The 25,643-nt window shown below is 61.9% G+C and carries 28 protein-coding genes, 1 tRNA gene and 1 pseudogene; 16 read left to right on the forward strand and 14 right to left on the reverse strand.

Annotated elements, in window-relative coordinates; genetic code table 11:
- Positions 1-16: 16 nt before the first annotated feature.
- Positions 17-160, reverse strand: coding sequence for a hypothetical protein (locus NKL04_RS06790; protein ID WP_245259867.1), 144 nt, complete (start codon positions 158-160; stop codon positions 17-19).
- 162 nt (positions 161-322) lie between these two features.
- On the opposite strand from NKL04_RS06790, the gene NKL04_RS06795 reads away from it, so the two are divergent.
- Positions 323-1,186 carry an ATP-dependent DNA ligase gene (locus tag NKL04_RS06795; RefSeq protein ID WP_023667527.1) on the forward strand — a complete coding sequence of 288 codons (864 nt, stop codon included), beginning with the start codon at positions 323-325 and terminating at the stop codon, positions 1,184-1,186.
- On the opposite strand, the gene NKL04_RS06800 is transcribed toward NKL04_RS06795, so the two are convergent.
- Both NKL04_RS06800 and NKL04_RS06805 read right to left on the reverse strand, forming a co-directional pair.
- Complete coding sequence (locus NKL04_RS06800) at positions 1,183-1,431, reverse strand: hypothetical protein (protein ID WP_023695401.1); 249 nt, start codon at positions 1,429-1,431, stop codon at positions 1,183-1,185. The two genes, NKL04_RS06795 and NKL04_RS06800, sit on opposite strands and share 4 nt — an antisense overlap.
- Before the next feature lie 943 nt (positions 1,432-2,374).
- Positions 2,375-2,566 (reverse strand): hypothetical protein, encoded by a 192-nt coding sequence (locus tag NKL04_RS06805; RefSeq protein ID WP_023667524.1) that lies wholly within the window; start codon positions 2,564-2,566, stop codon positions 2,375-2,377.
- A gap of 661 nt (positions 2,567-3,227) precedes the next feature.
- Between NKL04_RS06805 and NKL04_RS06810 the strand changes: the two genes are divergently transcribed.
- Entirely contained in the window at positions 3,228-4,424 is a 1,197-nt protein-coding gene (locus NKL04_RS06810; protein ID WP_023700062.1) for an IS256 family transposase, read from the forward strand.
- A 237-nt stretch (positions 4,425-4,661) separates the two neighbouring features.
- Here NKL04_RS06810 and NKL04_RS06815 read toward each other — a convergent pair.
- From NKL04_RS06815 to NKL04_RS06825, 3 genes are all read right to left on the reverse strand, one after another.
- Positions 4,662-4,747: transfer RNA gene (locus NKL04_RS06815), tRNA-Leu, on the reverse strand.
- A gap of 128 nt (positions 4,748-4,875) precedes the next feature.
- Positions 4,876-5,538 (reverse strand): outer membrane protein, encoded by a 663-nt coding sequence (locus NKL04_RS06820; RefSeq protein WP_023702493.1) that lies wholly within the window; start codon positions 5,536-5,538, stop codon positions 4,876-4,878.
- 129 nt (positions 5,539-5,667) lie between these two features.
- A complete protein-coding gene (locus NKL04_RS06825; protein ID WP_023702492.1) occupies positions 5,668-6,519 on the reverse strand; it encodes an alpha/beta fold hydrolase in 852 nt (283 codons plus the stop codon).
- Between the two features lie 247 nt (positions 6,520-6,766).
- Between NKL04_RS06825 and ade the strand changes: the two genes are divergently transcribed.
- Positions 6,767-8,578, forward strand: coding sequence for an adenine deaminase (gene ade, locus NKL04_RS06830; RefSeq protein ID WP_023702491.1), 1,812 nt, complete (start codon positions 6,767-6,769; stop codon positions 8,576-8,578).
- Positions 8,579-8,599: 21 nt separating this feature from the next.
- Here the strand turns inward: ade and NKL04_RS06835 are convergent, their stop codons facing one another.
- The 3 genes from NKL04_RS06835 to NKL04_RS06845 all read right to left on the reverse strand — a co-directional run bounded on the left by NKL04_RS06835 (position 8,600) and on the right by NKL04_RS06845 (position 12,474).
- Positions 8,600-9,763, reverse strand: a complete 1,164-nt coding sequence (locus tag NKL04_RS06835; RefSeq protein ID WP_031209732.1) for an alpha/beta hydrolase — start codon at positions 9,761-9,763, stop codon at positions 8,600-8,602.
- 133 nt (positions 9,764-9,896) lie between these two features.
- On the reverse strand, positions 9,897-10,970 hold the full coding sequence (locus NKL04_RS06840; RefSeq protein ID WP_023702489.1) for an alpha/beta hydrolase: 1,074 nt from the start codon (positions 10,968-10,970) through the stop codon (positions 9,897-9,899).
- Between the two features lie 100 nt (positions 10,971-11,070).
- Positions 11,071-12,474: an aminopeptidase P family N-terminal domain-containing protein gene (locus NKL04_RS06845; RefSeq protein WP_031209731.1), complete on the reverse strand. Its 1,404-nt coding sequence runs from the start codon at positions 12,472-12,474 to the stop codon at positions 11,071-11,073.
- 123 nt (positions 12,475-12,597) lie between these two features.
- Between NKL04_RS06845 and ilvA the strand changes: the two genes are divergently transcribed.
- The 3 genes and pseudogenes from ilvA to NKL04_RS06860 all read left to right on the forward strand — a co-directional run bounded on the left by ilvA (position 12,598) and on the right by NKL04_RS06860 (position 15,277).
- The gene (ilvA, locus tag NKL04_RS06850) at positions 12,598-13,854 is read left to right on the forward strand and encodes a threonine ammonia-lyase IlvA (protein ID WP_023702487.1); all 1,257 of its coding nucleotides are present in this window, start codon (positions 12,598-12,600) and stop codon (positions 13,852-13,854) included.
- Positions 13,851-14,428 (forward strand): annotated as a pseudogene (locus NKL04_RS06855) (DUF1697 domain-containing protein). Before ilvA ends, NKL04_RS06855 begins: the two are co-directional and overlap by 4 nt.
- A 150-nt stretch (positions 14,429-14,578) precedes the next feature.
- Positions 14,579-15,277 (forward strand): outer membrane protein, encoded by a 699-nt coding sequence (locus NKL04_RS06860; protein WP_023702486.1) that lies wholly within the window; start codon positions 14,579-14,581, stop codon positions 15,275-15,277.
- 112 nt (positions 15,278-15,389) lie between these two features.
- Here the strand turns inward: NKL04_RS06860 and NKL04_RS06865 are convergent, their stop codons facing one another.
- Positions 15,390-15,683 carry a DUF2218 domain-containing protein gene (locus tag NKL04_RS06865; protein WP_023702485.1) on the reverse strand — a complete coding sequence of 98 codons (294 nt, stop codon included), beginning with the start codon at positions 15,681-15,683 and terminating at the stop codon, positions 15,390-15,392.
- Positions 15,684-15,816: 133 nt separating this feature from the next.
- On the reverse strand, positions 15,817-16,257 hold the full coding sequence (locus tag NKL04_RS06870; protein ID WP_352723459.1) for a VOC family protein: 441 nt from the start codon (positions 16,255-16,257) through the stop codon (positions 15,817-15,819).
- A gap of 354 nt (positions 16,258-16,611) precedes the next feature.
- On the opposite strand from NKL04_RS06870, the gene NKL04_RS06875 reads away from it, so the two are divergent.
- From NKL04_RS06875 to NKL04_RS06900, 6 genes are all read left to right on the forward strand, one after another.
- Positions 16,612-17,208, forward strand: a complete 597-nt coding sequence (locus NKL04_RS06875) for a cold-shock protein (RefSeq protein ID WP_031209730.1) — start codon at positions 16,612-16,614, stop codon at positions 17,206-17,208.
- Between the two features lie 113 nt (positions 17,209-17,321).
- Entirely contained in the window at positions 17,322-17,894 is a 573-nt protein-coding gene (locus tag NKL04_RS06880) for a DUF192 domain-containing protein (RefSeq protein WP_023691205.1), read from the forward strand.
- Positions 17,895-17,904: 10 nt separating this feature from the next.
- Positions 17,905-18,672 carry an alpha/beta fold hydrolase gene (locus tag NKL04_RS06885; RefSeq protein ID WP_023702484.1) on the forward strand — a complete coding sequence of 256 codons (768 nt, stop codon included), beginning with the start codon at positions 17,905-17,907 and terminating at the stop codon, positions 18,670-18,672.
- A 57-nt stretch (positions 18,673-18,729) separates the two neighbouring features.
- The gene (locus tag NKL04_RS06890) at positions 18,730-19,101 is read left to right on the forward strand and encodes a hypothetical protein (RefSeq protein WP_031209729.1); all 372 of its coding nucleotides are present in this window, start codon (positions 18,730-18,732) and stop codon (positions 19,099-19,101) included.
- A 70-nt stretch (positions 19,102-19,171) separates the two neighbouring features.
- Entirely contained in the window at positions 19,172-19,486 is a 315-nt protein-coding gene (locus NKL04_RS06895) for a hypothetical protein (RefSeq protein WP_023667509.1), read from the forward strand.
- A 39-nt stretch (positions 19,487-19,525) separates the two neighbouring features.
- Positions 19,526-20,026: a GNAT family N-acetyltransferase gene (locus NKL04_RS06900; RefSeq protein WP_023702482.1), complete on the forward strand. Its 501-nt coding sequence runs from the start codon at positions 19,526-19,528 to the stop codon at positions 20,024-20,026.
- Here NKL04_RS06900 and NKL04_RS06905 read toward each other — a convergent pair.
- Entirely contained in the window at positions 20,023-20,637 is a 615-nt protein-coding gene (locus NKL04_RS06905) for an HD domain-containing protein (protein WP_023702481.1), read from the reverse strand. The two genes, NKL04_RS06900 and NKL04_RS06905, sit on opposite strands and share 4 nt — an antisense overlap.
- Positions 20,638-20,770: 133 nt before the next feature.
- Here NKL04_RS06905 and cysE point away from each other — a divergent pair, with 133 nt between their 5' ends.
- Complete coding sequence (cysE, locus tag NKL04_RS06910; protein ID WP_023667506.1) at positions 20,771-21,619, forward strand: serine O-acetyltransferase; 849 nt, start codon at positions 20,771-20,773, stop codon at positions 21,617-21,619.
- 256 nt (positions 21,620-21,875) lie between these two features.
- On the forward strand, positions 21,876-22,079 hold the full coding sequence (locus NKL04_RS06915; RefSeq protein WP_006200852.1) for a DUF3126 family protein: 204 nt from the start codon (positions 21,876-21,878) through the stop codon (positions 22,077-22,079).
- Positions 22,080-22,463: 384 nt separating this feature from the next.
- Here the strand turns inward: NKL04_RS06915 and NKL04_RS06920 are convergent, their stop codons facing one another.
- Positions 22,464-23,546 carry a transposase gene (locus NKL04_RS06920; RefSeq protein ID WP_023701472.1) on the reverse strand — a complete coding sequence of 361 codons (1,083 nt, stop codon included), beginning with the start codon at positions 23,544-23,546 and terminating at the stop codon, positions 22,464-22,466.
- A 153-nt stretch (positions 23,547-23,699) separates the two neighbouring features.
- Complete coding sequence (locus tag NKL04_RS06925; protein ID WP_023702480.1) at positions 23,700-24,425, reverse strand: hypothetical protein; 726 nt, start codon at positions 24,423-24,425, stop codon at positions 23,700-23,702.
- A gap of 110 nt (positions 24,426-24,535) precedes the next feature.
- Here NKL04_RS06925 and NKL04_RS06930 point away from each other — a divergent pair, with 110 nt between their 5' ends.
- Both NKL04_RS06930 and NKL04_RS06935 read left to right on the forward strand, forming a co-directional pair.
- The gene (locus NKL04_RS06930) at positions 24,536-24,904 is read left to right on the forward strand and encodes a DUF6949 family protein (RefSeq protein ID WP_023667504.1); all 369 of its coding nucleotides are present in this window, start codon (positions 24,536-24,538) and stop codon (positions 24,902-24,904) included.
- Between the two features lie 85 nt (positions 24,905-24,989).
- A complete protein-coding gene (locus NKL04_RS06935) occupies positions 24,990-25,517 on the forward strand; it encodes a gamma carbonic anhydrase family protein (RefSeq protein ID WP_023667503.1) in 528 nt (175 codons plus the stop codon).
- The last annotated feature ends 126 nt before the right edge of the window (positions 25,518-25,643 follow it).

The raw sequence follows: 25,643 nt of genomic DNA on the forward strand, positions 1-25,643 counted from the left end.
TTCCCTGTGTCGGTCTCTATTTGATACTAGGGGACGGCGGTTTCATCACGGGCAATTGCAGCTGGTCAATGGTTGCGACGATGCCGGCGGCAATGGCTTCCGCCTCATGGATCAGTTCCGGACCATAGAGCCCATTGACCATCTCTTCGCTCGGCAGCACGCCAGGAGGACAGTTCTTCCATTGTGCGCCGGATGAGCGTCAGCGCTGCCCGGCATTGGTCGGCTTCGATCTTCATAGCCCTTCAAACATCCAATTCGTCTAAAATGTTCCGGAACTAATTTAGCAATTGCTAATTGAAGTCGCAGTTCTGCGAGTCAGTGCATGCGTCTGAAATTCATCAAGCCCATGGAACCCGAACTGGTCGACACGCCGCCGATGGGCGATGATTGGATTCATGAGATCAAATTCGATGGCTACCGCACCCAGGTCATCAAGGATGATGACGGGATTCGGCTGATCACCAAGAACGGTTATGATTGGACGGGCCGCTACATCCAACTTGCCGGTGAGGCGGAAGCGATCGAGGCGAAAGACTTCATCATCGACGGCGAGACCATTACGATCAATGAGGCTGGCCTATCCGACTTCCATGCGCATCAATCAGCCGCGACCAGCCGCAAGCCTTCGCGCGATCTGTATCTGCTAGCATTCGACCTCTTGCACCTGAACGGGCATGACTTGCGGAACACGCCGGTGGAAGACCGTCGCGAGATACTCCGGGCGTTGATCCCGGACGGCGGCCGAATTCAGTTCAGCGAAGCGATGCCGGGCACTGGCGACGCCGTCTTTCATCTGGTCGACCAGGCTGGGCTTGAAGGTATCGTTTCAAAGCGGAAGGGCAGCAAGTATCGGTCGGGTCCGACGACGAACTGGCGCAAGATCAAGTGCTATGCCGAAAAGGAGATGGACATCATCGGCGTGCAGCGCGAGGCCGGCAAGCCTGCCATGGTGCTGATGGCCGACAAAGGCCACTATGCCGGCGGCGCCTTCGTCACCTTCAAGGCGGACAAGCGCCAGCGCCTATGGGACCGCGTGCAAGGCAAGATTGGCGGGCCGGCGCCGAAAGGGCTCAAGAGTGACAAGGCCGAATGGCTAAAGCCGGGCCTGGTCGGCCGCGTGCGGTTCCTAAAGGGCGAGGAGAAGCTTCGCCATGCCAAGCTGCTGGATTTCCGGGAGGAGACTTAGCCCGGAGGCTTGTCCCGGGGCTGTGCCGGTCCTGTCCCGTTCCACTGGATGAACTTCGCCCTCTGGCCGGTGATGGTCTCGATCGACTTCAACAGGGGTCCATGGACCTTACGTAGAGCTTGGTAGTGCTCGCCGTGGTACGCCAGGAGCGGCCCGACGATGCTCTTGTGCAGCGCTTCGGCTGCCGCCAGGAAGCGCTCGATTTCAGCCCGGGAAAGTTGTTCCGAAGGTTTGGTTCTGGCCATTGGCGCTCTCCATTGAGGGGTCGCCGCAACGAGGACTATAATCCTACATGCCGGACTGCCTGACAAGAGGGCTCGCCGGCCTTACCCCGCAGGTAGCAGTAGGGCGACGGCGCCAAGCGCAGCATCAGGAGCAACCACCAGCAAAGATGAGCAACGGCAGGCCCGGCGACCTCCTTTGGCACACGGACAAACAAGAAGGTCGCCGAGCCTTACCGGCGCTGCTTTGTGAGGGAGACGACGCCGGATGAGATGAGAGTATGCGATCGTGCTAATCTCTGCGAACCATGCGAACGAAGGAAAGCCTTGTGGCACGGACGTTGAGATCAAGGTCGGCGGGGCGCTGATGCAGGATTCTTCCAAAGCGGTAGTGAGTCCAGAGCGGAACATTAGCGTCGGCCAACGGTTAATTCGGCAGTGTTCCGAACCGTGATTGGTAGAGCGATGGTGACGTTTCATCTTGTCTATTTTTCCGGCCTCACGGCAGACCAGCTGCTAGGCAGCGCCGTTCCTATCCTGGCGTGTTTGCTGCTTTATAACGCTCTGGCTACGGACGCCTAACTGATGGGTCGGCCAGCGGCCGGCCTCCTTGGCAGCCGGCGATTGCCATCCCGATGCCAACTTCAAGACCTATCACGAGGCCAAAGACAAGCTTGCCGACGAAATCAATGGCGAGGGCCGGACAGGACGCCACACGTCCAGGCAGGGCTCTCTGACGGCATTGGCGATGGCCCGTTGGCAATTCGGGGGTCCATTGTTCCCATTTCTGTTTCTCCCAAAACTGCCCGCTGCCTCACGGTGGCGAGCTTTTTCGTTATAGGGCCCTCCGCGCTGGGCAATCTGTTCCAGGAGCTTCTGTGATGCCTCTATGACGCGGCAAACCTTGGAAAAGGTTTCCGTGGCAGGACCGGGGTACGATTCTAACCAACTACCGCTGTATAGGCCACTAGCGCCCGACGATCCGGCTAATCATGTCGTCATCAGGTGCGCTGTCGGTGAATTCCCGTAGCAGCGCCTTCGCGTGGTCTACCCAATGCTCTTCAGCCAGGTTCAACTCCCGAACGGATCTCCTGAAGGTCTCGCACACCACATCGAAATCGAAGGCGTCAATGCTGTAGCCTTCCTCGTCATGGTCCATCGGCCGCCTCCCCTATGGGGGAAACTGTACGGAATCGTACGAAGCAAGTGCAAGCGCATTCAAAAGCAATTGGCTGATGCCGCCCGATCGTTCCACAATGTGTTGCTAATATGCAGCACCGACTGAATCTCCGATCAGCGGCACTTGTGGTTGGTTCCAACAGCTGCACGTTGACGGCAAGATGCCAAAGCCAACGACATGCGGGCGACGAAGATGGACAAGCGACAAAACACAAGAAATGTTGAGTTGGTCGGTCTTCTGGCCGTGCCGTTGTCAGTTCTAATCACGCTGCTGATAGCTGGAATGATCCTTTGCTGAAATTTTCAAGTGGCAAAAGGCTGGGGCGGCGGGTTTTCCCCTTTGAAAGAAGTCACCATGTCCCAATCCGTCGAACCCCCGATATTGCCAGAGGATAGCCCAGACCGTGGGGTGAACTGTGAAGTCGCATTAGAAGCCGCGTTTGCGGCCTTGGTGACTGCGTCAGAAGCGCAAGGTTGGACGCCACAGGAAACGGCCGCAACTCTTCTTAAAATCGCGACGGAGCATGCCCACCGGGTTAAGGCCGGTAGTGTGTTGAGAGTTCTGCAAATTCGCTGAGAGAGGGCGGTCATGGCAGGCTGGTGATGTTCAACGTCACCGATTCCCTGGAAGGAACGCCACCATGACCAAGACAGAAGGTAAATCGACCAGCGCTGCCGTCAAAGACATTCTGCTTTCGAACCCGGAGGGGCTGCACGAAGTGATCCGTGCGGTAATGCAGGAGGTTCTCGAGGCCGAGATGGAGGAGGCGCTGGGTGCTTCGAAGGGCGAACGCACGCCTGAGCGCCTTGGGTATCGCTCGGGTTACTACGGCCGCACCCTGGTCACCCGGGTGGGCAAGCTTGAGCTGCGGGTTCCACAGGACCGGGCGGGTCACTTCTCCACCGAGCTGTTCGAGCGCTACCAGCGTTCCGAGCGGGCCTTGGTTGCGACGCTTGCGGAGATGTATGTGCAGGGCGTGTCGACCCGCAAGGTCAAGGCGATCACGGAAGAGCTGTGCGGTCATGCGTTCTCGGCTTCGTCGATCTCGGCCATCAACAAGCGCTTGGACGAGAGCCTGAAGGCGTTTGCCGAACGACCGCTTCAGGAGCCATTCCCCTACCTCATTCTCGATGCCCGCTACGAGAAAGTGCGCGAAGCCGGCATCGTGATGAGCCAGGCGGTGCTGATCGCGGTCGGCATCGACTGGGACGGGCGCCGGCAGATCCTGGCCGTGGAGATGGCCAATCGCGAGAGCCGCTCGGCCTGGAAGGACTTCCTCGTCGGCTTGAAACGACGCGGTCTCAAGGGCGTCGAACTGGCCGTGTCCGACGACCATGCCGGCCTGGTCGCGGCGATCGGCGAGGTGATCCCAGAAGCAGCATGGCAGCGCTGCTACGTCCACTTCCTCAGGAACGCGCTCGATCACCTGCCCAGGAAGCACGGCGACGACTGCCTGCAGGAACTGCGCTGGCTCTACGACCGGCGCGATCTCGCCGAGGCCAAGGCCGATCTCGCCGCGTGGCTGTCCAAATGGTCCGCCCGCTACCCGCGGCTGACCACCTGGGCGGAAGAAGCCATAGAACAGACGCTGACTTTCTTCCGGCTGCCGCGTCAGCATCACAAGCACCTCAAGTCCACCAACATGCTTGAACGGCTCAACGAGGAAATCCGCCGGCGCACCTATGTCGTGCGCATCTTCCCGAACGCCGAAAGCTGCCTGCGCCTGGTCAGGGCGCTGGCCGTCGAAACCAACGAAAACTGGATGGAGGCCAACCGCTATATCAACATGGATGATCTGCGCGAGCACAAGAAGCTCGCTCTACGCCAAGCCGCATGACCAGTTTCATGATCGCCCCATTTTGCAGAACTTGACGCACACAACCTTAAGGCCGCTGCGGCCCCAGCCGGCTCCTAAGGGAGTGCCTTGACCTGGCCCGCGCGGTCGGTCGCTACCGACAGGAGTGTTGCAGCAGGTATTCCAGCAAGAGTGTTAAACCTCTTCAGTTGCTACCCGCGTCAGCCTTTTCTATGGTAGCCAGTGAGTTCTTACAGAACAAATCCTAAGCATTTCAAATGGTGCGGACGACGGGAATCGAACCCGTACGATCAGAGATCGAGGGATTTTAAGTCCCTTGCGTCTACCAATTCCGCCACGTCCGCAGGCCAGCCCTTTTCAGACGCCAGCGAAAACCCGTCAAGCCATCTTTTGCCGAGTGTCGGACTCATGAAAGGTGGTTCGTGATGGCAAAACAGTTGGTTGTTGCCAAAATCTCAGTCGCCGAGAAGGCTCAGAATTTGTAGCTGAGATTGATACCGACCGCGTTCAGCTTCACATCCTGATCGCGATCGTTGAAGGGTTCCGCCACGTCATAGTGCTCGGAGCCGAAATCGTAATAGCGATATTGCGCGCCGACGATGAATTTGTCGGTCAGCGCATAGTCAACGCCGGCGCCCAAGGTCCAGCCGATATTCGTGCGTGTGCCGGCGAACGACGCGCCCGCGACTTGCGACGTTTCGATGCCGGCAAAGGCGACGCCGCCGACGCCGTAGACCAGCACGCGGTCCATGGCGAAGCCCGCTTTGGCGTTTACAGATCCGAACCACTTGATGTCCGTGCGGAATGTGCTTCCAAGGCCTGATACCGCCGTACCGTCGACGGCGGAATAATTGAGCTCCGCCTCGGCGCCGAGCACCGCCTGATCGAACTGCCACAGGCCGGCGACATGGCCCCCGACGAAACCGCCGTCAATATCGGGCGAGATGGAAAACGGCGCGCCTTCCGTCACTGATATGTCGGACTGGCCCCAGCCGTAGCCGGCCTGCAGGCCGGCATAGTAGCCGGTCCAGTCGAAGCCTGGTTCGGTCATCGGCACCGCCATCGGGTCGGCGGCGAATGCCGGCGCGGCCAGAGCGATCAGAAATCCGGCACTGGCAATCGTCAGACACCGCATCGAGTTCTCCGAAAAGGCTGTTCAGAAGGCGCCTTGCCGGAAGGTAATCCTATTCGCCGCAAAACGGAACCCATTGTTCAACAATCGGAAGCACCCGTTGCTGCGCTGGGTGCTCTATCTTGGGGGGCGCTATTTGGCGTCGATGAAGTCCAGCGCCGCCTTGCTATATTCGTCCGGCGCCTGCAGCATGGCGAAATGGCTGGCGTTGGGCAGGATGATGAGCTTGGCGCCCGGAATGACGGAGGCCATGTATTCGGTGTGTTCGCGCTTGATCGCCTCGTCATGGTCGCCGGCAACGATCGCAGTCGGCGTGGTTATCTTGCCGAGCTGTTCCTTGGTCCAGGCCGGCTCCGACTCCCACATGTGGCTGATCTGCGCCACGAAGGCATCGTACTGGTCGGGAGTCTTCGACAGTTTCTTGTAGTCGCGTCCCGAGCGGTCGATATAGGCGGCAAAGGTCTTGTTGGTCAGCACACCCGGATCGACGCCATCGGTGGTGACGTTGGCGGCCTGCGCAAAGAGCCTTGTCAGCCGCTCCGGATGATGCAGCGCGATGTCGATGCCGATAATGCCGCCGTCGCTCCAGCCGACAAGAGCGGTCTTGTCGATCTTGAGATAGTCGAGCAGCGCAAGATAGTCCGACGCCATGAGGTCATAGCCGTAAGGCTGCTCGGTGCGGGTAGAGCGGCCATGGCCGCGGCTGTCGGCGATAATAACCTTATGCGTCTTGGACATGGTCGCCACCTGGCTTGCCCAGATGTCGCCATGGCCAAGGCCGCCATGGATCAGGAGAATCGGATCACCGGCGCCGAAAACGGCGTAGTACATCTGAATGCCGTTGACCGGCGCATATCCGCTCTGTTCAGGCTTGGGCATGGCCGCCGGTTCGGGCAAGGTCTGCCAACGTTCCTCGGCGGATGCAAAGCCGGCCGAGATCAGGAACAGGGTGACGAAGGCGAGTGCTTTCAGGAACCGGGTCATGACTTCACCTCAGGAGATTTCGGCCTCATCACAACAAAAACCCGCCTCGCGGCGGGTCGTCGGCGCAAATCAGCACCGTCGGCAGAATAGTAGCATAAGTGCCGGCACAAGCCAAACTGAATGACCGCCGTGACGCTCGCCGGTGTGAACGGGTGCAGCGCATCCGCCGATCATCGAGCGGATTTCGTCCGTGATCGCTGGCCAAAACCTTGCCGGCTTGGCACAGTCTGGCAAACAGGAGTCTTTCATGGCCAAGCAGCCGTCGGCGACGAAACCCAAGCCCTGGACCGAGATGGCGACGCATCTGGTCGACGTCGCGACGGGGCGCAAGCCTGCCGATCTCGTCATTCGCAACGGCCGCTGGGTGAACGTGCACTCCGGCGAAATCATAGCCGGCACCGACATCGCCATATCAGGCGGCCGCTTCGCCTATTGCGGGCCGAATGCCAGCCATGCCATCGGCCAGGGCACCAAGGTGGTCGACGCCGGCGGTCGCTATCTCGTGCCCGGCCTGTGCGACGCGCACATGCATGTCGAGAGCGGCATGGTGACGGTGACCGAGTTCTGCCGCGCCGTCATCCCGCACGGCACCACCTCGATGTTCATCGATCCGCACGAGATCGCCAATGTGCTGGGTCTGCCCGGCGTGCGGCTGATGCATGACGAGGCCGTCGCCATGCCGATCAACGTCCATGTCCAGATGCCGTCCTGCGTGCCGTCCGCGCCGGGGCTGGAGCATGCCGGGGCCGAACTGACGGTCGCCGATGTCGCGGAAGCGATGACCTGGGAAAACATCATCGGGCTCGGCGAAGTGATGAATTTTCCCGGTGTCGTGGCCAACGATCCGGTGATGTCGGGCGAGATAGCCGCCACGGTGCGAGCGGGCAAGACGGTCGGCGGCCACTATGCGTCGCGCGATCTCGGCCTGCCGTTCCATGGCTATGTCGCCGGCGGGCCGGAGGACGACCATGAAGGCACGCGCGCCGAGGACGCGATCGCCCGCGTGCGCCAAGGCATGAAGGCAATGCTGCGGCTGGGCTCGGCCTGGTACGATGTTGCCTCGCAGATCAAGGCGGTGACCGAGAGCGGGCTCGACCCGCGCAACTTCATCCTGTGCACCGACGACAGCCATTCCGGCACGCTGGTGCATGAAGGCCATATGGACCGGGTGGTGCGCCACGCCATCCAACAGGGATTGAAGCCGGTGACGGCGATCCAGATGGCGACGCTGAATACCGCCCAGCATTTCAAGCTGGAGCGCGAGATCGGCTCGATCGCGCCGGGACGGCTGGCCGATCTGCTGATCGTCGCCGATCTCGCCGCCATGACCATCGACGAGGTCTATGGCCGCGGCGTCAGGCTGGCCAAAGGCGGCAAGCTCGAGATCGACATTCCGGCCTATGATTACCCCAAATCGGCGAAGAACACCGTCAAGCTCGGCAAGAAGCTGAAGCCAGGCGACTTCGACATTGCGGCGCCCAAGGGCGCCAACGAGGTGCGGGTGCGGGTCATCGGCGTGATCGAAAACCAGGCGCCGACGCGGGCGCTGGAGGCCGACCTGCCGGTCGAGGACGGGCTGGTCGCCATGGACCGCCGCAACGACATCTGCCAGATCGCGCTGGTCGAGCGCCACCGCGGCACCGGCGGCGTCACCAATGCCTTCGTCTCAGGCTTCGGCTATATGGGCGACTGCGCCATGGCGTCGAGCGTCGCACATGATGCCCACCACATCATCTGCGTCGGCACCAACAAGGAAGACATGGCGCTGGCCGTCAACCGGCTGGGCGAGGTCGGCGGGGGCGTGGTGCTGTTTTCGAAGGGCAAGGAGCTTGCGCTGGTCGAAATGCCGATCGCCGGGCTGATGTCGGACGAGCGGGCGGAAATCGTGGCGGCCAAGGCGGAGAAACTGACCGAGGCGATGCGCAAGATGGGCTGCTCGCTCAACAACGCCTACATGCAGCACTCGCTGCTGGCGCTGGTCGTCATTCCGGAGCTCAGGATTTCCGATGTCGGCCTGATCAACGTGACGACGTTCCAGAAGGTCGATCTTTTTATCTGAGATCAGCCCGCTGCTTGGCTCTCATCCGCCGGTGGCGATGGTCAGCACCTTGAATGGCGTCGTGATGATGATCTCGGCGACGGATCCGACTGCCTTGCCGAGGCCTCGGCCGAGATTGTCGATCTGGCCCTGCGTGGGTTCGTCCGATGCCAGGCCGGCTGGAGCGCGCAGACGGTCGCCGAGCAATTGCACCAGGAACGGGTTGTCGGCGAATTTGGCGTGGTTCAGGCGGTCGCCGCCCTTGATCTGGCTGAGGTCGGCCACGACCACGCCGTAGCTGGCAATGTCGGCGGCGTTGCCGTAGTCGCCGACGCGCGGCTTGTCGCCGGATATCAGGCTGGACAATCGCAGAGCACGGTCGTCGGCGGAAAGCAGGATGACGAACGGCCTGTCGGGCTTGCCGTAGCGGATCATCTGCTTCTTGAAGACGTCGACATCGATATCGGGCGATGCCAGGACGACACGGCCGAGCTTGCCGTCGAGATCGCGGTCGCCGGTGATGGCGAGCTGGCGCAGCGCTTCCATCGTCACCCAGGTTCCCATCGAATGCGCGATGATGTCGATGCTCTTGACCTTTGTCTTGGCGAGCATCCTGAGCGTCGCCTCGAGGTCGTCGCGCGCGGCGTTGGCGCTGTCCTTGTCGTAGATATAGCCCGTGGTCTTGCCGCTCGAAGCCCACGAAAACAAGATCGGCGTACCCGGATATTCGGTGTCGTGGGCGATCTGCGTCAGCCGGTAGACCCCATCGTCGAAGCCGTTGTTGAAGCCGTGGACGAAGACCAGCGCGCGGTCGCCATTCATGGTGATGTTGGCACCGACGGCCTTGGCGAATTGCGAGGCGTCGCCATAGTGGACGACGTCGGTGGCGGTGAATTGCTTGGCCGGGTTCGAATTTGCCGAGCCCTTGGCGCGCTCGATGGCGCCGACCTGGTGGACCTTCGGCACGGTGACGTCGACGCGGGCGTAGCTGGTGGTCAGCGAGCGATCGCCATCGAACACCTGGCGTGGGTCCTTGGTCGCCTGCTTGCGGGTGGTGGCGACGAAGATTTCGTGGGTGGCCGCGATGTCGGAGGCAGGCACCGAAACCGTCGTCTTGTTCAACAGGTCATGGGTGTTCGGGCCGGCGCAGCCGGCGGCAGCGAGCGGGAACGCAAGGACCAGGACAGTCTTCCAACGCTCGTTCACGCGGGCTCCCGCTGGCGCATTGGCGCCGATTTCAATGTCGTAGAGGCAGAGACCGGCCCGGTCCAGTTGAAAGTGATCGGGCCGAGCGGCATTCGCGACCTCACGCGGCGACGGTCGCCGCAAGGCGACAGCCTTATTGTCCGAGCGCGCTGATACGGTCGGTCACCGTCTGGTCGCTGGCAAAGCCGTCATCCTCGCGCAGCCGCTGGCCGATCATCTTCACCAGTTCGGGATTGTCGGCAAATTTGGTGTGGTTGAAGCTGTCGCCTCCCTTGACCTTGGAGAGGTCGACCACGGTGACGCCATAAGCGGCGAGGTCGGCGGCATCCTTGTAGTCGCCGACGCGTGGCCGCGAGCCGGCGATCAGGCCTGAGAGCCGCAGCGCACGGTCGTCGTCGGAGAGCAGCAGGATGAACGGCTTGTCCGGCTTGCCGTAGCGGCGCATCTGGCTCTTGAAGACGTCGACGTCGATGTCGGGAGAGGCCAGCACGACATCGCCGAGCTTGCCGCCGAGATCGCGGTCGCCGGTGATGGCCATCTGGCGCAGCGTTTCCATGGTCACCCAGGTTCCGAGCGAGTGGGCGACGATGTCGATGCGCCGCGCGCCGGACTGCTGCAGCATGCGCAATGTCACCTCCAGCTGATCGCGGGCGGCGCTGGCGCTTTCCTTGTCATAGACATAGTCGGTGGTTCTGGCGCCCGATGCCCAGGAAAACAGCACCGGCGTGCCGGGATAGCCGGAATCGTGGACGATCTGGGTCAGGCGGTAGACCGCGTCGTCGAAGCCGGTGTTGTAGCCATGCACGAAGACCATGACGCGGCCGCCGCGCGCGGCGATGTCGGTGTTGAGCGCGCTTGAGAATTGAGGCTGCGCATCGTAGCCGACGACCTCGGAAGCCATGAAGTATTTCGCCGGGTCGTTCGACTTGCCGCGCGAGCGGCGCTCGATCTGGCCGGTCTGGTGGACGCCGGGAACGGTGACGGTGACGCGGGCATAGTTCAGCGTCGCCGAGCGTTCGCCGTCGAAAACTTTGTTGGGATCGTCGGATTTCTTGCGTGTGGTGGCAATGAAGATCGAGTGATTGCCCGAGATTTCGGTCACCGGCGTGGACATGACGGCGCTGCCGAGCAGTTCCTCGGTTTTGCGGCCGCCGCAGCCGGCGATCAACAGGGCAAGTGCAAGAATGCAAATCGTCTTCAAACGCACGTCAAAAATTCCACTCCGGCCAAAAGGCCCATATACCCCCGCGGCACCTCCCGGACAGTGAGAGTGCGGCAGAAGTAAGTCGTGTCCAGCCGAAATGTGGTCAGCGTCGAGCCACGGTCATCGCACTGTTGCGCGAAAGCCAGAATGGCGGCAGGAACGCGGGGATGTTGGAGAAGGGCAATACCTCGGGCTTGAGCCTGATGCCGAGCACATCGCCCATGAAGGCGCGGCGCGCCTCGATGCGGCGCCATGCCTCGGGATAACGGGCCGCGATCTCCTCGCGCAACGCCTCATCGGCAAGCGCGATACCGTCTTCGATGTTGGTGGTGAAATAGCTGGTTCCGGTCGCCGGAATGATGTCGACCTGCAGCGCCATGCCCGATTGCAGCTTGATGTCCGAGCCGGAAAACACCGGCGAATGCATCCATTCGTCGATATGGACGAGATGGCCGGGATTGAGCGAGACGCCGAAGAACGGGTCGCCTATGCGGTCGTGCACGGCTTTCCAAAGCGCTCCGCCGGCAACGCCTATGCCGATGGTCTCGTACCAGTCGACGACGGCGGCGAAATAGGGCGCTACCAGCTGTTCGACATAGTCGCTTATCTCGCGCGGCAGTTCGGCCGCGCTCTCGACCAGGAAGCCGGCGCGGGCGTTGAGCGAGCCCTGGATGCCATAGGCCATGGTGACGGGATCGCCGCGCTTGATGATGTCGAGGCGCGGGCTAGGCAAGCCGTAGGGCGCACGCCTGCCGGCGGACAGCATCGGGTGGCAGCACAGGGGCAGGCCGTTGATCCCCATCAGCCGCGCGGCCTGCAATTCGCTCATGCCGGGCTCGATATTCCTAAGCACGTTGCGCAGGCCCTGCGAGGAAAAGGTCGCGGCGAATTCGAAGGACGCCAATTGGTCTGCCTCGTTGATGGCGCGTAGGCCGTCGGACGGGTTCATCAACAGGTTGGCGGCGTTGACCACCGCGCCTCTGTCGCCGGCCAGTGTGCGCAGCGTATCGGCGATGAAGGACGGCAGGTCGAGCGTCGTTTCGCCAAAGCCGCCATCGCCGGGGCCGAACGGCTTCCAGCCGATGGCGCCGATCTTCTGGCCGGCTTTCAGGCCGCAGGCGGCAAGCGTGTCGGATAGAGAGGCCGAGCGGTCGCGTGGCTGCGCCGGCAGCGAGAAGGTCTGGTAGAGGACGCGCTGGTAAGGCCCGTCGCAGATTTCGGCATAGCCCCAACCCTCATTGCCGACGAGAAGTTTTGGCTGGCTGCCGGGAACGATGACCAGCAGCGTCTCCTCGAAACGCGGATCGTAACCACTGAGATAGGCGACATTGGCCGCGTGCTCGCGGTCGCCATAGACGGCAAAGGCGTCGAGCCCGGCCTCGGCGCCGCGCGCCAGCAGAGCCTCGATGCGCGCTTCGTAGGTCCGCCGCTGAACTAGCGGCATCACTGTTGGTTCGCCGAATTCAGGAAGGTCTATGGTCTTCAGGGCGACAGCCGAAACAGGCATGAAGATGGCTCCAATGGATTCCTGCTGGCGCGTCAAAGCGGCCGCGCCGCATCGGTGGCTGCAAACGGCGAATTGTGCAATAGGCTTCGCCTTCGAACCATTCGATCCAGAGGTGACGGCGCCATGAACAGTTTCTCCTCCCGTGTCGCCACCGCCGCAGCCGCGATCCGCGAGATCTTTCCCGAAACGCCGCTGCAGGAAAACGACTATTTGTCGAAGAAGACGGGGGCTCGGGTGCTCTTGAAGCGCGAGGATCTTTCGCCGGTGCGCTCCTACAAGATCCGCGGCGCCTTCAACTTTTTCCGCAAGGCACTGGCCGCCGGCAACGAGGCCGAGCTGTTTGTCTGCGCCTCGGCCGGCAACCATGCGCAAGGCTTTGCCTTCGTCTGCCGCCATTTCGGCAAGAAGGGCGTGGTCTTCATGCCGGTGACGACGCCGCAGCAGAAGATCGACAAGACGCGGCTGTTCGGCGGCGATTTCGTCGAGATCAGGCTGGTCGGCGACTTCTTCGACGACTGCTACCGCGCCGCCTTCGAATTCACCGAAAGTTCCGGCGCGCATATGGTGCCGCCGTTCGACCACAAGGATATTATCGAGGGGCAGGCGACGGTCGCCTATGAGATTGCCGGCCAGATGCCGGGCGCGCGCATGCCCGACATCATCATGCTGCCGGTCGGCGGCGGTGGCCTGGCCGCGGGGGTGACGCACTATTTCGCCGATCAGCAACGTGACGCCCGCTACGTCTTTTGCGAACCGGCCGGTGCGCCGAGCCTGCATCAGAGCCTCGCCAGCGGCATGCGCGTCCGGCTCGCCAATGTCGACAATTTCGTCGACGGCGCGGCGGTGGCCGAGATCGGCCGCGAGCCGTTGCGCCACCTCAAGGAGTTCGCCGCTCAGGCGGTGCGGCTGATCCCCGAGAACCGGCTCTGCGCCACCATGATCGAGATGCTCAACATCGAAGGTGTGGTGCTGGAGCCGGCCGGTGCCTTGGCGATCGACGCGTTGAAGGATTTTTCGCGCAAGGAAATCCGCGGCAAGACCATCGTCGCGGTGGTGTCGGGCGGCAATTTCGATTTCGAGCGGCTGCCCGACGTGAAGGAGCGGGCGCTGCGCTTCGAGGGGCTGAAGAAATATTTTATCATCCGCTTTCCGCAGCGGCCGGGCGCGCTGCGCGACTTCCTCGAACTGCTCGGTCCCGACGACGATATCGCCCGCTTCGAATATCTGAAGAAATCGGCACGCAATTTCGGCTCTGTGCTTATTGGCATCGAAACCAAAGACCGGCGAAACTTCGATTTGCTGAGGGCGAATTTCGAGGCCGAGGGCGTGCACTATCAGGACATCACCGACAACGAGACCCTGGCCGGGTTCATCATATGAGCGGTACAGCCTGCCACCCGAAGCTCGAAGAGCGAAGGGTGGTCTTCGTCGCGCTGTTTTCCGGCATCAATGTCGGCGGCAACCGCATCGTCAAGACGGCGGAGTTGCGGGCGTTATTCGAGGCGCTAGGCTTCACCGACGTCGCCAGCTATGTACAGAGCGGCAATGTCGTGTTCCGGGCCAGGAAGGGCGACGCCGCCAAGCTGGCGAAACAAATCGAAACGGCGTTCGAGAAAAAATGGGGCTTTCACTCGCGCATCATGGTGCGCGATCTCTCCTGGTTCGAACGGTTGGTGAAGGAGAATCCTTATCCGGAAGTCGCCGGCGATTCGACCAAGCTTCACGCCTACACGCTGGAGCGCCAGCCGACGGCGGACGAGATCGCCAGGCTTGCCGAAAAATGCACCGGCCCGGAAAGCTTCGAGGTCAGGGACGACGTGCTCTACCTCAAGGCGCCGGACAGGCTCGGCAAATCGGTGTTCGCCGGGCTGATCCCGCGCGTGCTGAAAGTCCGGGCACCGCGCGCAACTGGCGGTCGGTGCTGGCGCTGCTGCAGATGATGCAGAACCCTTAATCTTTCTCCCCCGTGCTGGTGGATGTCGCCGTTTTGCAACAACGATCTGATTTTTGGCTGCCCGGTTGTGGTGGTTTCAACATTTCCTATTGATCTATCTCTCGCCCCGTTGGTAGCTCAAGACAGGTACGGGCATTTCGGGGAAATTTCATGAAACGACTGCTTCTTGCATCGACTTTTCTGGCGGCAGCCTGCGGCGGGACTTTCGCCGCCGACGTGATCGAGACAGCACCAGCGGGATTTGTCTGGTCCGGCGGCTATGTCGGCATCAACGCCGGCTACGGCTGGGGACGCGGGAACGCCGTCGACCCGACCGGCGATTTCTTCGAAGAAGATGCCGGCCAGACGTTGGACGTCGATACTGACGGGTTTCTGGGTGGCGTCCAGGCTGGTTACAACTGGCAGTCCGGTGCATTCGTCTATGGCGTTGAAGCGGATTTGGGCTATCTCGGGGTCAAAGGTGACAACTTTGTCGTTGAGGACCCCGATAACTTCGGATCGACGAAACTGGGCGTCTACGGCGATCTGACCGCACGCCTGGGCTTTGCGACCGACAGCCTGCTGATCTATGCCAAAGGCGGTGTCGCGGCGACCCACTACAAATTGAGCTACGGCGACCTCGACGGCGGTGATATTGACCCAGACAGCAATGCATCGAAAAGCGGCGGTCGTGTCGGGTACACGATCGGCGGCGGTGTCGAATGGGCCTTTTCCGATAAATGGACCACGAAGCTGGAATATCAGTACTTCGATTTCGGCAAGGTTGGTCTGACCGACAACGATGGCGACAAGGCGAAAGTGAAGATCGACGCCCATACGATCAAGATCGGCCTAAATTACAAGTTCTGATCGATCGGCCGCTCCGAAAGTTCTGATGGCGTCGCTACCATGCGACGCCATAGCTTTATTTGGATCTGGGGGCTGCTAGCTTCCGGTGTTCGCCGTCGCGCCTGATCTGAGGTCAGGTCGCCGGAGCCTGCTTCCACTCGAAAGTCAGCTCCTCGCGGAAGGCAAAGCGCTTGATGTGATCGGCAACGACGCTCTCCATGCGCTCCAGCGATCCGCTTTCATCCGTCGACACCGTGATATGCAGCGCTGCCGCATCGGCATCGAGAACCGTGCGGCCGAGCGACAGATCGATGGTGCCGTGGTTCGGATCGAACTCGACGGGAAATTTGTGCGCCCAGTGCTTGCACAACTGCTGCAAATAGCGGCTGGCATACGCGGTGGAGACATCGGCACGGCTGGTCGGCATGAACGAATTCTCCTGGGTGAGGCACTGGCTTTGCTTGGCTGGCGCGACAGGCAGGTAAATAGGTGCCGTTGCTCGAAATGGCAAAGGCGGCCGGCTTGTCGGCGCGGCCGCCTCGCTCAAGATGGCGTGATCGCTACCAGGTGCCGGTGTTCGGCATCGATGCCCACGGCTCAGCCTTGGGCTTGGCCGGGCCCTTCTGCAGCAGTTCGAAGGAGATGCCGTCCGGCGACTTGACGAAGGCCATGTTGCCGTCGCGCGGCGGCCGGTTGATGATGACGCCATTGTCCATCAGATGCTGACAGGTGGCGTAGATGTCGTCGACCTCATAGGCGAGGTGGCCGAAATTGCGTCCGCCCTTATACTCCTCCGGGTCCCAATTGTAGGTCAGTTCGATCAGCGGCGCCTTCTCAGTGATGCCGCTTTCTACATCCTCGGAGGCGGCGAGGAAGATCAGCGTGAAGCGGCCCTGCTCGTCTTCGTAGCGGCGCACTTCCTTAAGGCCGAGCTTGTTGCAGTAGAAATCGAGCGAGACATCGACGTCGGCGACACGGACCATTGTGTGGAGGTAGCGCATGGGATTTCCTCGGGGATGTTTGGGTTGCGAGGCAACATAAGGTCCACCCCGCCGAAGGGCAACGAGCATCGACTGAAAGTGGTCACCGGTTTTGGAAAAATCAGATTGCTCTGACAAAAGCGACGGACACAAGTGGTTGCCGATTTCGGCGAAATCCCTTGCAAATTGCCGACCGGTTGACCGCCTTGATGGATCGTCATTGCTGTCGGCAGCGACGCCGGCAAACAACAAGTCAGCTATTCCTGTATTCAACCGTGAAAAAAGGCACGGCAGGTCTTGCACACCCCGGAAGCGGCGGTGTTAATCTAATGTCAAGAATCACTTGCGGTTTTCTTGAAAAAAGGGGGCGTTCTTATGGGGGATAAGGCCTCTTTCACGAGGCGGGATGAGAACCTTGACGACGCCCTGAAGCGGGACAGTGGCGGCGATAGCGCCGACCTTGTCGAAATCGCCGGCGCCATCAAATGGTTCGACGTGGCCAAGGGCTACGGTTTCATACTACCCGATGACGGTTCTTCGGGCGACATCCTCCTCCATGTCACCTGCCTTCGAAAGGACGGTTTTCAGACGGCATTGGAGGGCGCGCGTGTCGTGTGCCTTGTCAAGCACGGCGACCGCGGTTTGCAGGCGTTCCGGGTGCTGTCCATGGACACCACTACGGCGGTCCATCCGGCCGAGATGCAGGAACAGCGCACCCATGTGGCGGTGACGCCGGAAAGCGGGCTCGAGCGGGCGCTGGTTAAGTGGTTCAACCGCACCAAGGGCTTCGGCTTTCTGACGCGCGGGGAGGGCACCGAGGATATCTTCGTCCATATGGAGACGCTGCGCCGCTATGGCATCACCGAGCTCAGGCCCGGACAGGTCGTGCTGGTGCGTTTCGGACGCGGTGACAAGGGCCTCATGGCTGCCGAGATTCACCCCGATATGGGCACCTTGCCGGTCGCGCATTAGGACGCGAGCCTTCCTGAGGAAATCAGGACGGCGTTTTTCTTGGTTTCACCACGATCTTATCCGAATACCTGAGACCACTTTTAGGGATCATGGTCTTTGGTCGAGGATTTCCAATGGCGTACAGGAACTGGCTGACAGCGGGCGCGCTCTGCGTCATCGTTGCGGTAGCCGCAGGCGCTTACTTCTATTCCGGGCAGCCGACCGCATCCCAGCAGACGATCGCGGGCGGTCAGGCGATGATCCTTCCCGTCGATCCGACACCCTTGGTCGTGGCGACGAAAGGCGGCGATAAATCCTTTTCGATCGAAGTCGCCGACACCGACTCGGAACGCGAGGCCGGCCTGATGTATCGCCAGGATATGGCCGACAATCATGGCATGCTGTTCGTCTTCGAGATGCAGAAGCAGGTCGGCTTCTGGATGCACAACACGCCGATGCCGCTCGACCTGATCTTTGTTGGACAGGACGGCAAGGTCCGGGCCGTCAAGCACGGCACTCCATTGTCCGATGCAGTTATCTCGCCGGGTGTGCCAGTGCGCTTCGTGCTGGAGCTCAAGGCCGGCACTGCCGCCAAAAACGGCATCGACCATGGCGATCTGCTGCGCCATCCGGCCGTCGGCACGGTGTCCGGCCCCGGCATGCCGCCATCGGACAAGGGCAACGCGCCCACGCCCGGCGCCGGCTGAGCCGCTCCCGATGCAATTCTTCTCCCATGACGGGTTCGACTTCGCCTTCCTCGACCGCCAGCCGGCGTCGGGGGCGGGCGATCCGGTGCTGATGATCCACGGCTTTGCCTCCAGCCACTATGTCAACTGGGTCTCGCCCGGCTGGTTCAAGACGCTGAACGACGCCGGCTACCGCGCCATCGCCTTCGACAATCGCGGCCACGGCTCGTCGTCGAAGAGCTATGACGAGGCCGACTACACACCAGCCAAAATGGCCTCGGATGCGGCGGCCCTGCTTAACCATCTCGGTGTCAGGCGCGCGCATGTCATGGGCTACTCGATGGGCGCGCGCATTTCCGCGTTTCTGGCGCTGTCCGATCCCGACAAGGTGGCGACGCTGGTCTTCGGCGGCCTCGGCATCGGCATGGTCGACGGCGTCGGCGACTGGGATCCGATCGCCGAGGCGCTGCTGGCCGACGATCCGGCCGCCACCAGCCATCCGCGCGGCCGCTCGTTTCGCGCCTTTGCCGATCAGACGCGCAGCGACCGCCGCGCGCTGGCCGCCTGCATCGCCACGTCGCGCGAACTGCTCAGCGAACACGACATGACGCGCATCGCCCAACCGACGCTGATTGCGGTCGGGACGACAGACGATATCGGCGGCTCGCCCGACGAGCTCGCCGCGCTGATGCCGAACGCCAAGGTGTTTCACATAGACGGCCGCGACCATATGCTGGCTGTGGGCGACAAGACCTTCAAGCAGCGGGTTTTGGAGTTTTATGCCGAAAATCCGCTTTAACCGGTAAGCGATTTTTCGGGCGAAATGGATTGGGCGGCCGGCGAGGGGTGGCAAACAATGGCTCAATGGGGAAGAAGCGCCGACGCTCTGCCGGGCGCCGTCGTGACAAGCATGTTCGGCAAGCCTTCCGTCATCCTGGCGCTGCTCGCCTTCGGTGCCGGTGTGATAGCGCTGACCACAATGGTGGCGCTGCCGGCCCACGCATCCGAGCGTGCCCAGAACATCGCCACGGCTTTCTTCATGGCGGTTTTCCTGCTGGCAGGGCCGTTGGCGCATATTGCCGGATTGATTTTCGGGCTGATCGCGCTGGTGCGTTCGAACGATAGCCGCGTGCTTGGGGTCGTCGGCATCCTGCTCAACGGCGGCTCCCTGGCGGTTGGCTTCCTGCTGCTTGTGGCAATGGCATCGACGATCGGCGCTTTCACCTGATCGGGGACGAGTAATGGCCGGATGGGGAAGAAGCACGATAGCAATGCCCGGCTTGGCGGGGCGGAGCAGCTTGGGCAAACGCTCGGTGATCCTGGCCCTGCTGGCGTTCGCAATGGATTTTGCGGCGGTGGTCACGCTGGCGTTGATGCCAGGCGAGGCGTCGCTGGCCGCTCAAAACGTCCTCGGCGGGGTTTTTCTGCTGGTGTTTCTCGTTGCGGCGCCGCTGGCGCACATCACCGGCGTGGTTTTTGGCTTGATGGCACTGGGACGTTCAAACGACAATCGTGTCCTCGGCATCGTCGGTATCATCCTCAACGGGCTGTCGTTGGTGATCGGCCTGTTCTTTGTTTGGGCGGCCACCAAGTCCGTTGGCGCCTTCAGGTGATCGATCTTCGTCTGGCTTGCAGCCGGAGGCGGTGCCGCTTTGGTTGACCTTCTCGTCACCTATATGGACATGCGCGAACCGAATTCGGCGCCGGCTTTCGACTGCCCGCTATCGGGCGCCACGGTGGCGCGTGAAACACTTGATGTGGCCGACTATATCAGCCTCTACCACGCGGTCGGCGAGCCCGTGCAATGGGACCAGCGGCTGCGCATGCCGGCGGAAGACCTCAAGCGCCTGCTGGCGCTGCCCTCGACACATATCCACGTGCTGCGCGTCGAGGGCGTGGCCGCTGGCCTGTGCGAATTCAACGGCGTCGGCCAGCCTGAGGTCGAGCTGGTTCATTTCGGGCTGGCTCCCGCCTTCCAGGGTCGCAGGCTTGGCCCGTTCCTGCTCGACCAGGCGCTTCGCGCCATCTGGTCGCGGGCGCCGCAAAGGATCTGGCTTCATACCGACACCTTCGATCACCCTGGCGCGCAAGCGGTTTACCGGCGCGCCGGTTTCAAAGCCTATGCCCAGCGCATGGAGACCTTTCCGGATTAGGGTTTGAGCGTTTCGAGCGACCGCGCCAGGTTTTGCCTGGCCTGGGGCTCGAACCTCTGGCGGAATTCCTGCGAGTGAAAAATATGCTGGCGCGCAAGGAAAGTCTTGAGAATCGCGCCGCGGCCGGCGCGCCACATCGGCTCCTCGACCCAGCCATATTCGCGTCGGACCGCTTGTTCATAGGCGTCGAAAGCGTCGGCTGACGCACCCAGGATCGCCAAGTCCATGTCGAGGAAAAGCGCTGCGTCGCGGAGGGCGTTCTCATCGGCAAGGCCCCCTGGGTGAAGGCTGGGCAGTTCATGCGTGGCGGTGGCGACGATCATCGCCGCGATGCGGCCGAGGCGCTCCGGATCGGTGCGGGTGGCAAGTTTGTCCTGCGCAAGTGCCGCACTCCTGGCCTCGTTGTCCTTGGCGCGGCTGTCATAGATGGCGTCATGGAACCAGATCGCGGCTTCGACGGCGCCGGAATCATGCAGCGATGCTCGATATTCGTCCGCCAGCGCCAGCAACGCCTCGATATGGGCGAGGTTGTGATAGTGGCGATCCGGAGCTTGATAGAGCGCGGAGAGCGCGCGTTTCAGCGGAGCGTCGATCAAGGGTTCGTTTTCCATGGCGGCTTGAATTTCCGTGAACCAAATCCATTTCACCGAGCACTAAGGAAAATTGAGTTCAATCGTGCTATGATCTGGCTTATATGTGCCGCCGGAGAATAGGCAAGCGGCCAGGACGCAGGACAAGACGTCGATGAACAGCATCAGCATTTCCCGCCCCACAATGGTCCAGCCGGTCGATCCGATCTGGCGTTCGGTCCGCGACGAGGCGATGGAAGCGGTCAACCGCGACCCGCTTCTGGCGGCGTTCCTCTATTCGACCATCCTCAACCAGGAGAGCCTGGAGGAAGCTGTCATCCATCGGCTCGCCGAGCGGCTCGCGCATCAGGACATCGGCTCCGACCTCATCCGCCAGACGTTCAAGTCGATGCTGGCCGACGACAAGGAATGGTCGTCGATCGTGCGTGTCGACATCCAGGCCTATTACGACCGCGATCCGGCCTGCGACCGCTTCATCATGCCGGTGCTCTATTTCAAGGGTTTCCATGCCATCCAGACGCACAGGCTGGCACATTGGCTGTGGAATCAGGGCCGCAAGGATTTCGCCCTCTATCTGCAGAGCCGCTCGTCTTCGGTGTTCCAGACCGACATCAACCCGGCCGCCCGCATCGGCAAGGGCATCTTCATCGACCACGCCACCGGCCTCGTCGTCGGTGAGACGGCGGTGATCGAGGACGATGTGTCGATCCTGCACGGCGTGACGCTGGGCGGCACGGGCAAGGCCGGCGGCGACCGCCACCCCAAGATCCGTTACGGCGTACTGATCGGCGCCGGCGCCAAGATTCTCGGCAATATCGAGATCGGCCATTGCTCGAAGATCGCGGCAGGCTCGGTCGTGCTGTCGCCGGTGCCGCACAACAAGACGGTTGCCGGCGTACCGGCCCGCGTCGTCGGCGAGACCGGCTGCGACCAGCCTTCGCGCCAGATGGACCAGCTTTTGCCGTCGCAATCGATGGACCAGGTCGTCAGCTTCGACATCTGATTTGCAACACCCGGCGCGCCGGACTGAAGTCCGGTTGCCGGCGCCGTTGCCTCTGAAGCATGATGCCGAAAAGTGTGAGGCGGTTTTCGGACGACATCATGCTCTACCTCCTTGATTTAGAGGCGGATTTGGATTCGACCTGAAATCATCCGGCCCCAGGGTTCGCGTTCTATCCAGCCGGCTTGCCTTTACATCGCCATTGTCGACGTGCCAGAAGCGCGTTCCAACGAGCAAGCCCGACGATCGGAGAAGACTTTTGAAGCCGGACGAAATCAGAAAGCTGGACGCCTATTTCAAGCGCGTCTTCCAGAATCCCAAACTCGAGGTGAAGGCGCGGCCGCGCAAGGAAGATTCGGCCGAGGTCTATGTCGGCGACGAGTTCCTCGGCATCGTCTTCAAGGACGAGGACGACGGCGACTATAATTTCTCGATGGCGATCCTCGACATCGATCTGGCCTGATCGCGGAACTGGGGATCGGAGTTGCCTATCTCCAACGAAGTGGGGAGATGAAGAGCAAGCCTCGGCGATCCTTCCCACCCCCCTCTGTCCTGCCGGACATCTCCCCCGCAAGGGGGGAGATCGGCAGTTCCTCGGCTCTTCTTCTGCAACCTCGATAATTGGCGAAAGCAGTGATGGGGGCGTAATCTCCCCCTTGCGGGCATAGGCGCTAAGATAGCTTTGGCATGGACTGAAATTTGCGCTTTCGTGGTGGTTCGCGCCAGCGATATCGCAAGGCATGGAGATTGTGGCGCAGGGCCGCCAAGGAAGGTTGAGTAAAGATGGTCGCGATCAGAGAGGCGACGATCTGGCGGGTTGCGCGCCACAGTAGCGGGCGCCCGTCGCTCAAGGGGGAGAGACACCCAACTCCTGCGAGAGGGGTTCGGTCACGAGCGCGATGAGGAAGTGGGCAAGGATCCAAGGCCTTGCGATCCTTGGGTCTTTGGCGGGAGGAGAGCGCAGCCCGATCAGGCTCTTCAGGCGCTTGAAGGCGAGTTCGATGCGCCAGCGCATGCGGTAGAGCTTGAGGACCGTATCGGCGGGAAACTCCTCCCGGTCAAGCGAGGTCACAAGCAGGACGAAGCCGGCCGCAATCAGCGTCTGCGGTTGAACCTTGTTGCCCTTGGCCCTGGCTTCCTTGTTGATTTTGCGCCGCGCTTCTTGTGCCGCGGCCTCGGATTTGCGCAAGGCGATCAGGCGCATCTTCACAGGCTCGCCCTTCTTGAGTGCCAGCCGGGCAGGCGTTTCGCAGACTTCCTCCCGGCAGTTCTCCAGGTAGCCGATGAGATCGAACGCCCTGCCGTTGGCGTCGAGCCATCGCGCGTTTTTCCACGACGCGCGCACAACAACATCGCCGCCTTGCGCCATCACCTTGGCGATCCGCTCGGCCTGCAGATAGGCGCGGTCACCGATGCGGATCTCGCCCGGCACCACCGGCACGCGGTCGATCAACTCGGCCTCGCTCTGGTCGGTGATCTCGATGAAGTCGAACTGCTCGCGCTCAAGCTCGAAGGCGCAGTGCATGCGCCAAAGACCATTGTTCTTCTTCTCATACGCACCGGCCTTGGCAACCGCTGTCGCATCGAGGATGCGAACCAGTCGGCCTTTGGCCAAACCTGCATCCTCGCGCTTCAAAAGGTGCCCAATCAACTGCTGCAGCCATGGTCCTGCATTGCGCAGCCGGCCAAGCAACGCCACGTCCGAAATGTCGGCTATCCCGCTCGCCGCCGCCCAGGCCACGACGCCCCGCATGCCAACCTTGCCAAGGCAGTAAGCCAGTGTCAGGCGCAACAGGTCGCTCGCCGACCTGACGCCGCGCGGGCGCAGGAACGCCTTCGTCTCGCGGGCACTTGCTGCGATCAACTCTTCGCCGCCCAGAAGCTCAATCGTCTCGGCCCAGCCGTCATCAACAAGCGATTCGTGTGTCATCGCAGTGTAGAATCACACCCGATTCCGCAGGGCAATACCTATCTTAGCGCCTATGCCCTTGCGGGGGAGATGTCCGGCAGGACAGAGGGGGGTGCTGTCCCGCCAACGTTCGTAAACTTCTGCGCCGCTTCGCTTCGCCCGAACAGAGGCAGGCTAGCGCCCGGTCTTCAGGACGCGCGTGGCCTCGGCGACGATAGCGGCGTCAAGCGCCGGCCAGTTGCCCAGCAACTCCCGGGGAAAGCGGTAGGTCAGGCTGAGGCTGTCGCCGACCTGGATGTCCCGCTCGCAGGGCGCCAGCGATTCCTCGGCGCTCGGTCCGCTCAGGCAGCGGGCGACGAACGGGTCCTTGCCGGCCCGGCCGGCGACCGCGAGCACCTCGTTGAGATAGCCTGATTTTTCCGTAAAACCGTAAATCGTCGTGCCGCCGGGGCCGGGCGCGCCGGGCTGGCTGATGAGCGCGCTATAGATCGGCGCGAAACGGCCGCTCATGTCGCGCGACATCATCTGCGGTTCAAACGACAGGAAGATGATGTTTTTGGCGGCCCCCGTGTGGTTGAAATCGTCGCGGGCGGCTTCGCTGTAGCCGTCCATCTGGGGATAGCGCAGATAGAGGTCGAGGCGCGAAGCGATGCCGTCGCGCCGCGCCTGCAGGAAGCGGATGGCGTTGGCCGGCACGGCAATGACATTGTTGCCGATCACTACCCTGTGGACCGTGGTGTCGTCGGTGTAGCCGGCCATGGCGATCGAGCGGCCGAACCACTTTCCGCCAAGGCTGATCGCCAGCGACAGCAGCGCCAATGCGGCAAAAGCATAGAACACCCGCTTCATCAGCACGGAATCGACGACGTTGAACTCTTCTGCGGTCGCTGCCTGCTTCATCGCAATCCCCATAGTCGCCGCCCTCTGTCCCTGGGCGGCACACATGCCGCGGCATGGCTCTTGCTGCGCTGGACGCGACTGTGCGATTTCATGGTAAACGGAAGGTAAAGATGAGCCTGCTACTGCCCGTTCTCTTCGCTTTCGCCGTCGGCCTCACCGCCTGCGGGCTTACCGGGTCCGTGATGGAACTGGCGGCGGGCCGCCGGCTTGCCTTTGCCGAGCCTTATGTGTCGCCAGCGTACATCCTGCGCTCGCTGGCCGCGACCGCTTGCGCCGGGCCGTTCATGCTCGCCAACGATGCGCTCGATGCGCGGCGCGAGGGCCGCATTTCGACGCTGATGCTGATGTCCTGCGGCTGCACGGTGATCGCCTGGGCGCTGACGCTGGGCATCGTGCTGATCGCCATTGCCTCCTGGGGCATCGGCTCTCCTGGTGCGCTTCAGCTTTTGGTGGAATCGCTGGCGCGGTATTTGCCTTGAGGCAATTGCGGGAGAAAACCGGCACGCGGTTTTCCTCGGATTGTTCTAGGGTTTGTCCCGGCCTGCGACGAATCGGAGACTGCAAATGCCGACCTACGCAATCGACGGAAAAGCGCCCCGTTTCGAGGATGCCGACAGCAACTGGATCGCGCCGGACGCTACGTTGATCGGCGACATCAGCGTCGGCCGCAATGCCGGCTTCTGGTTTGGCGTGGTCATCCGCGGCGACAACGAGGCGATCGTCATCGGCGCCGACAGCAATGTCCAGGAACACACGGTGATGCACACCGATCCCGGTTTTTCCCTGACGATCGGGCAGGGCTGCACGATCGGCCACCGCGCCTTGCTGCATGGCTGCACGATCGGCGACAACAGCCTGATCGGCATGGGCGTCATAGTCCTCAACGGCGCCAGGATCGGCAAGAATTGCCTGGTCGGCGCCGGCGCGCTGGTCACCGAAGGCAAGGAGTTCCCCGACAATTGCCTGATCGTCGGCTCGCCCGCGCGGGTGATCAGGACGCTGGACGACGCCGCGGTCGCCAGGCTGCGCGCCTCGGCCGCGCACTATGTCGCAAACGGCAAGCGCTTCAAGGCGGGGCTGAAGAAGGCCTGAACTCTATTCCTGTTTGACGATGATCTTTTCCGAACGGCAGGTCAGCGCAGCAAAAACCGGTTCTCACTTTTCGCTGCCGCGGTCCTTCGGCTCGGGATCATGGTCTGAAATGGTGGAGCCGGCCCG

The organism is Mesorhizobium sp. C264A, assembly GCF_040324515.1.
Classification (GTDB): Bacteria; Pseudomonadota; Alphaproteobacteria; order Rhizobiales; family Rhizobiaceae; genus Mesorhizobium.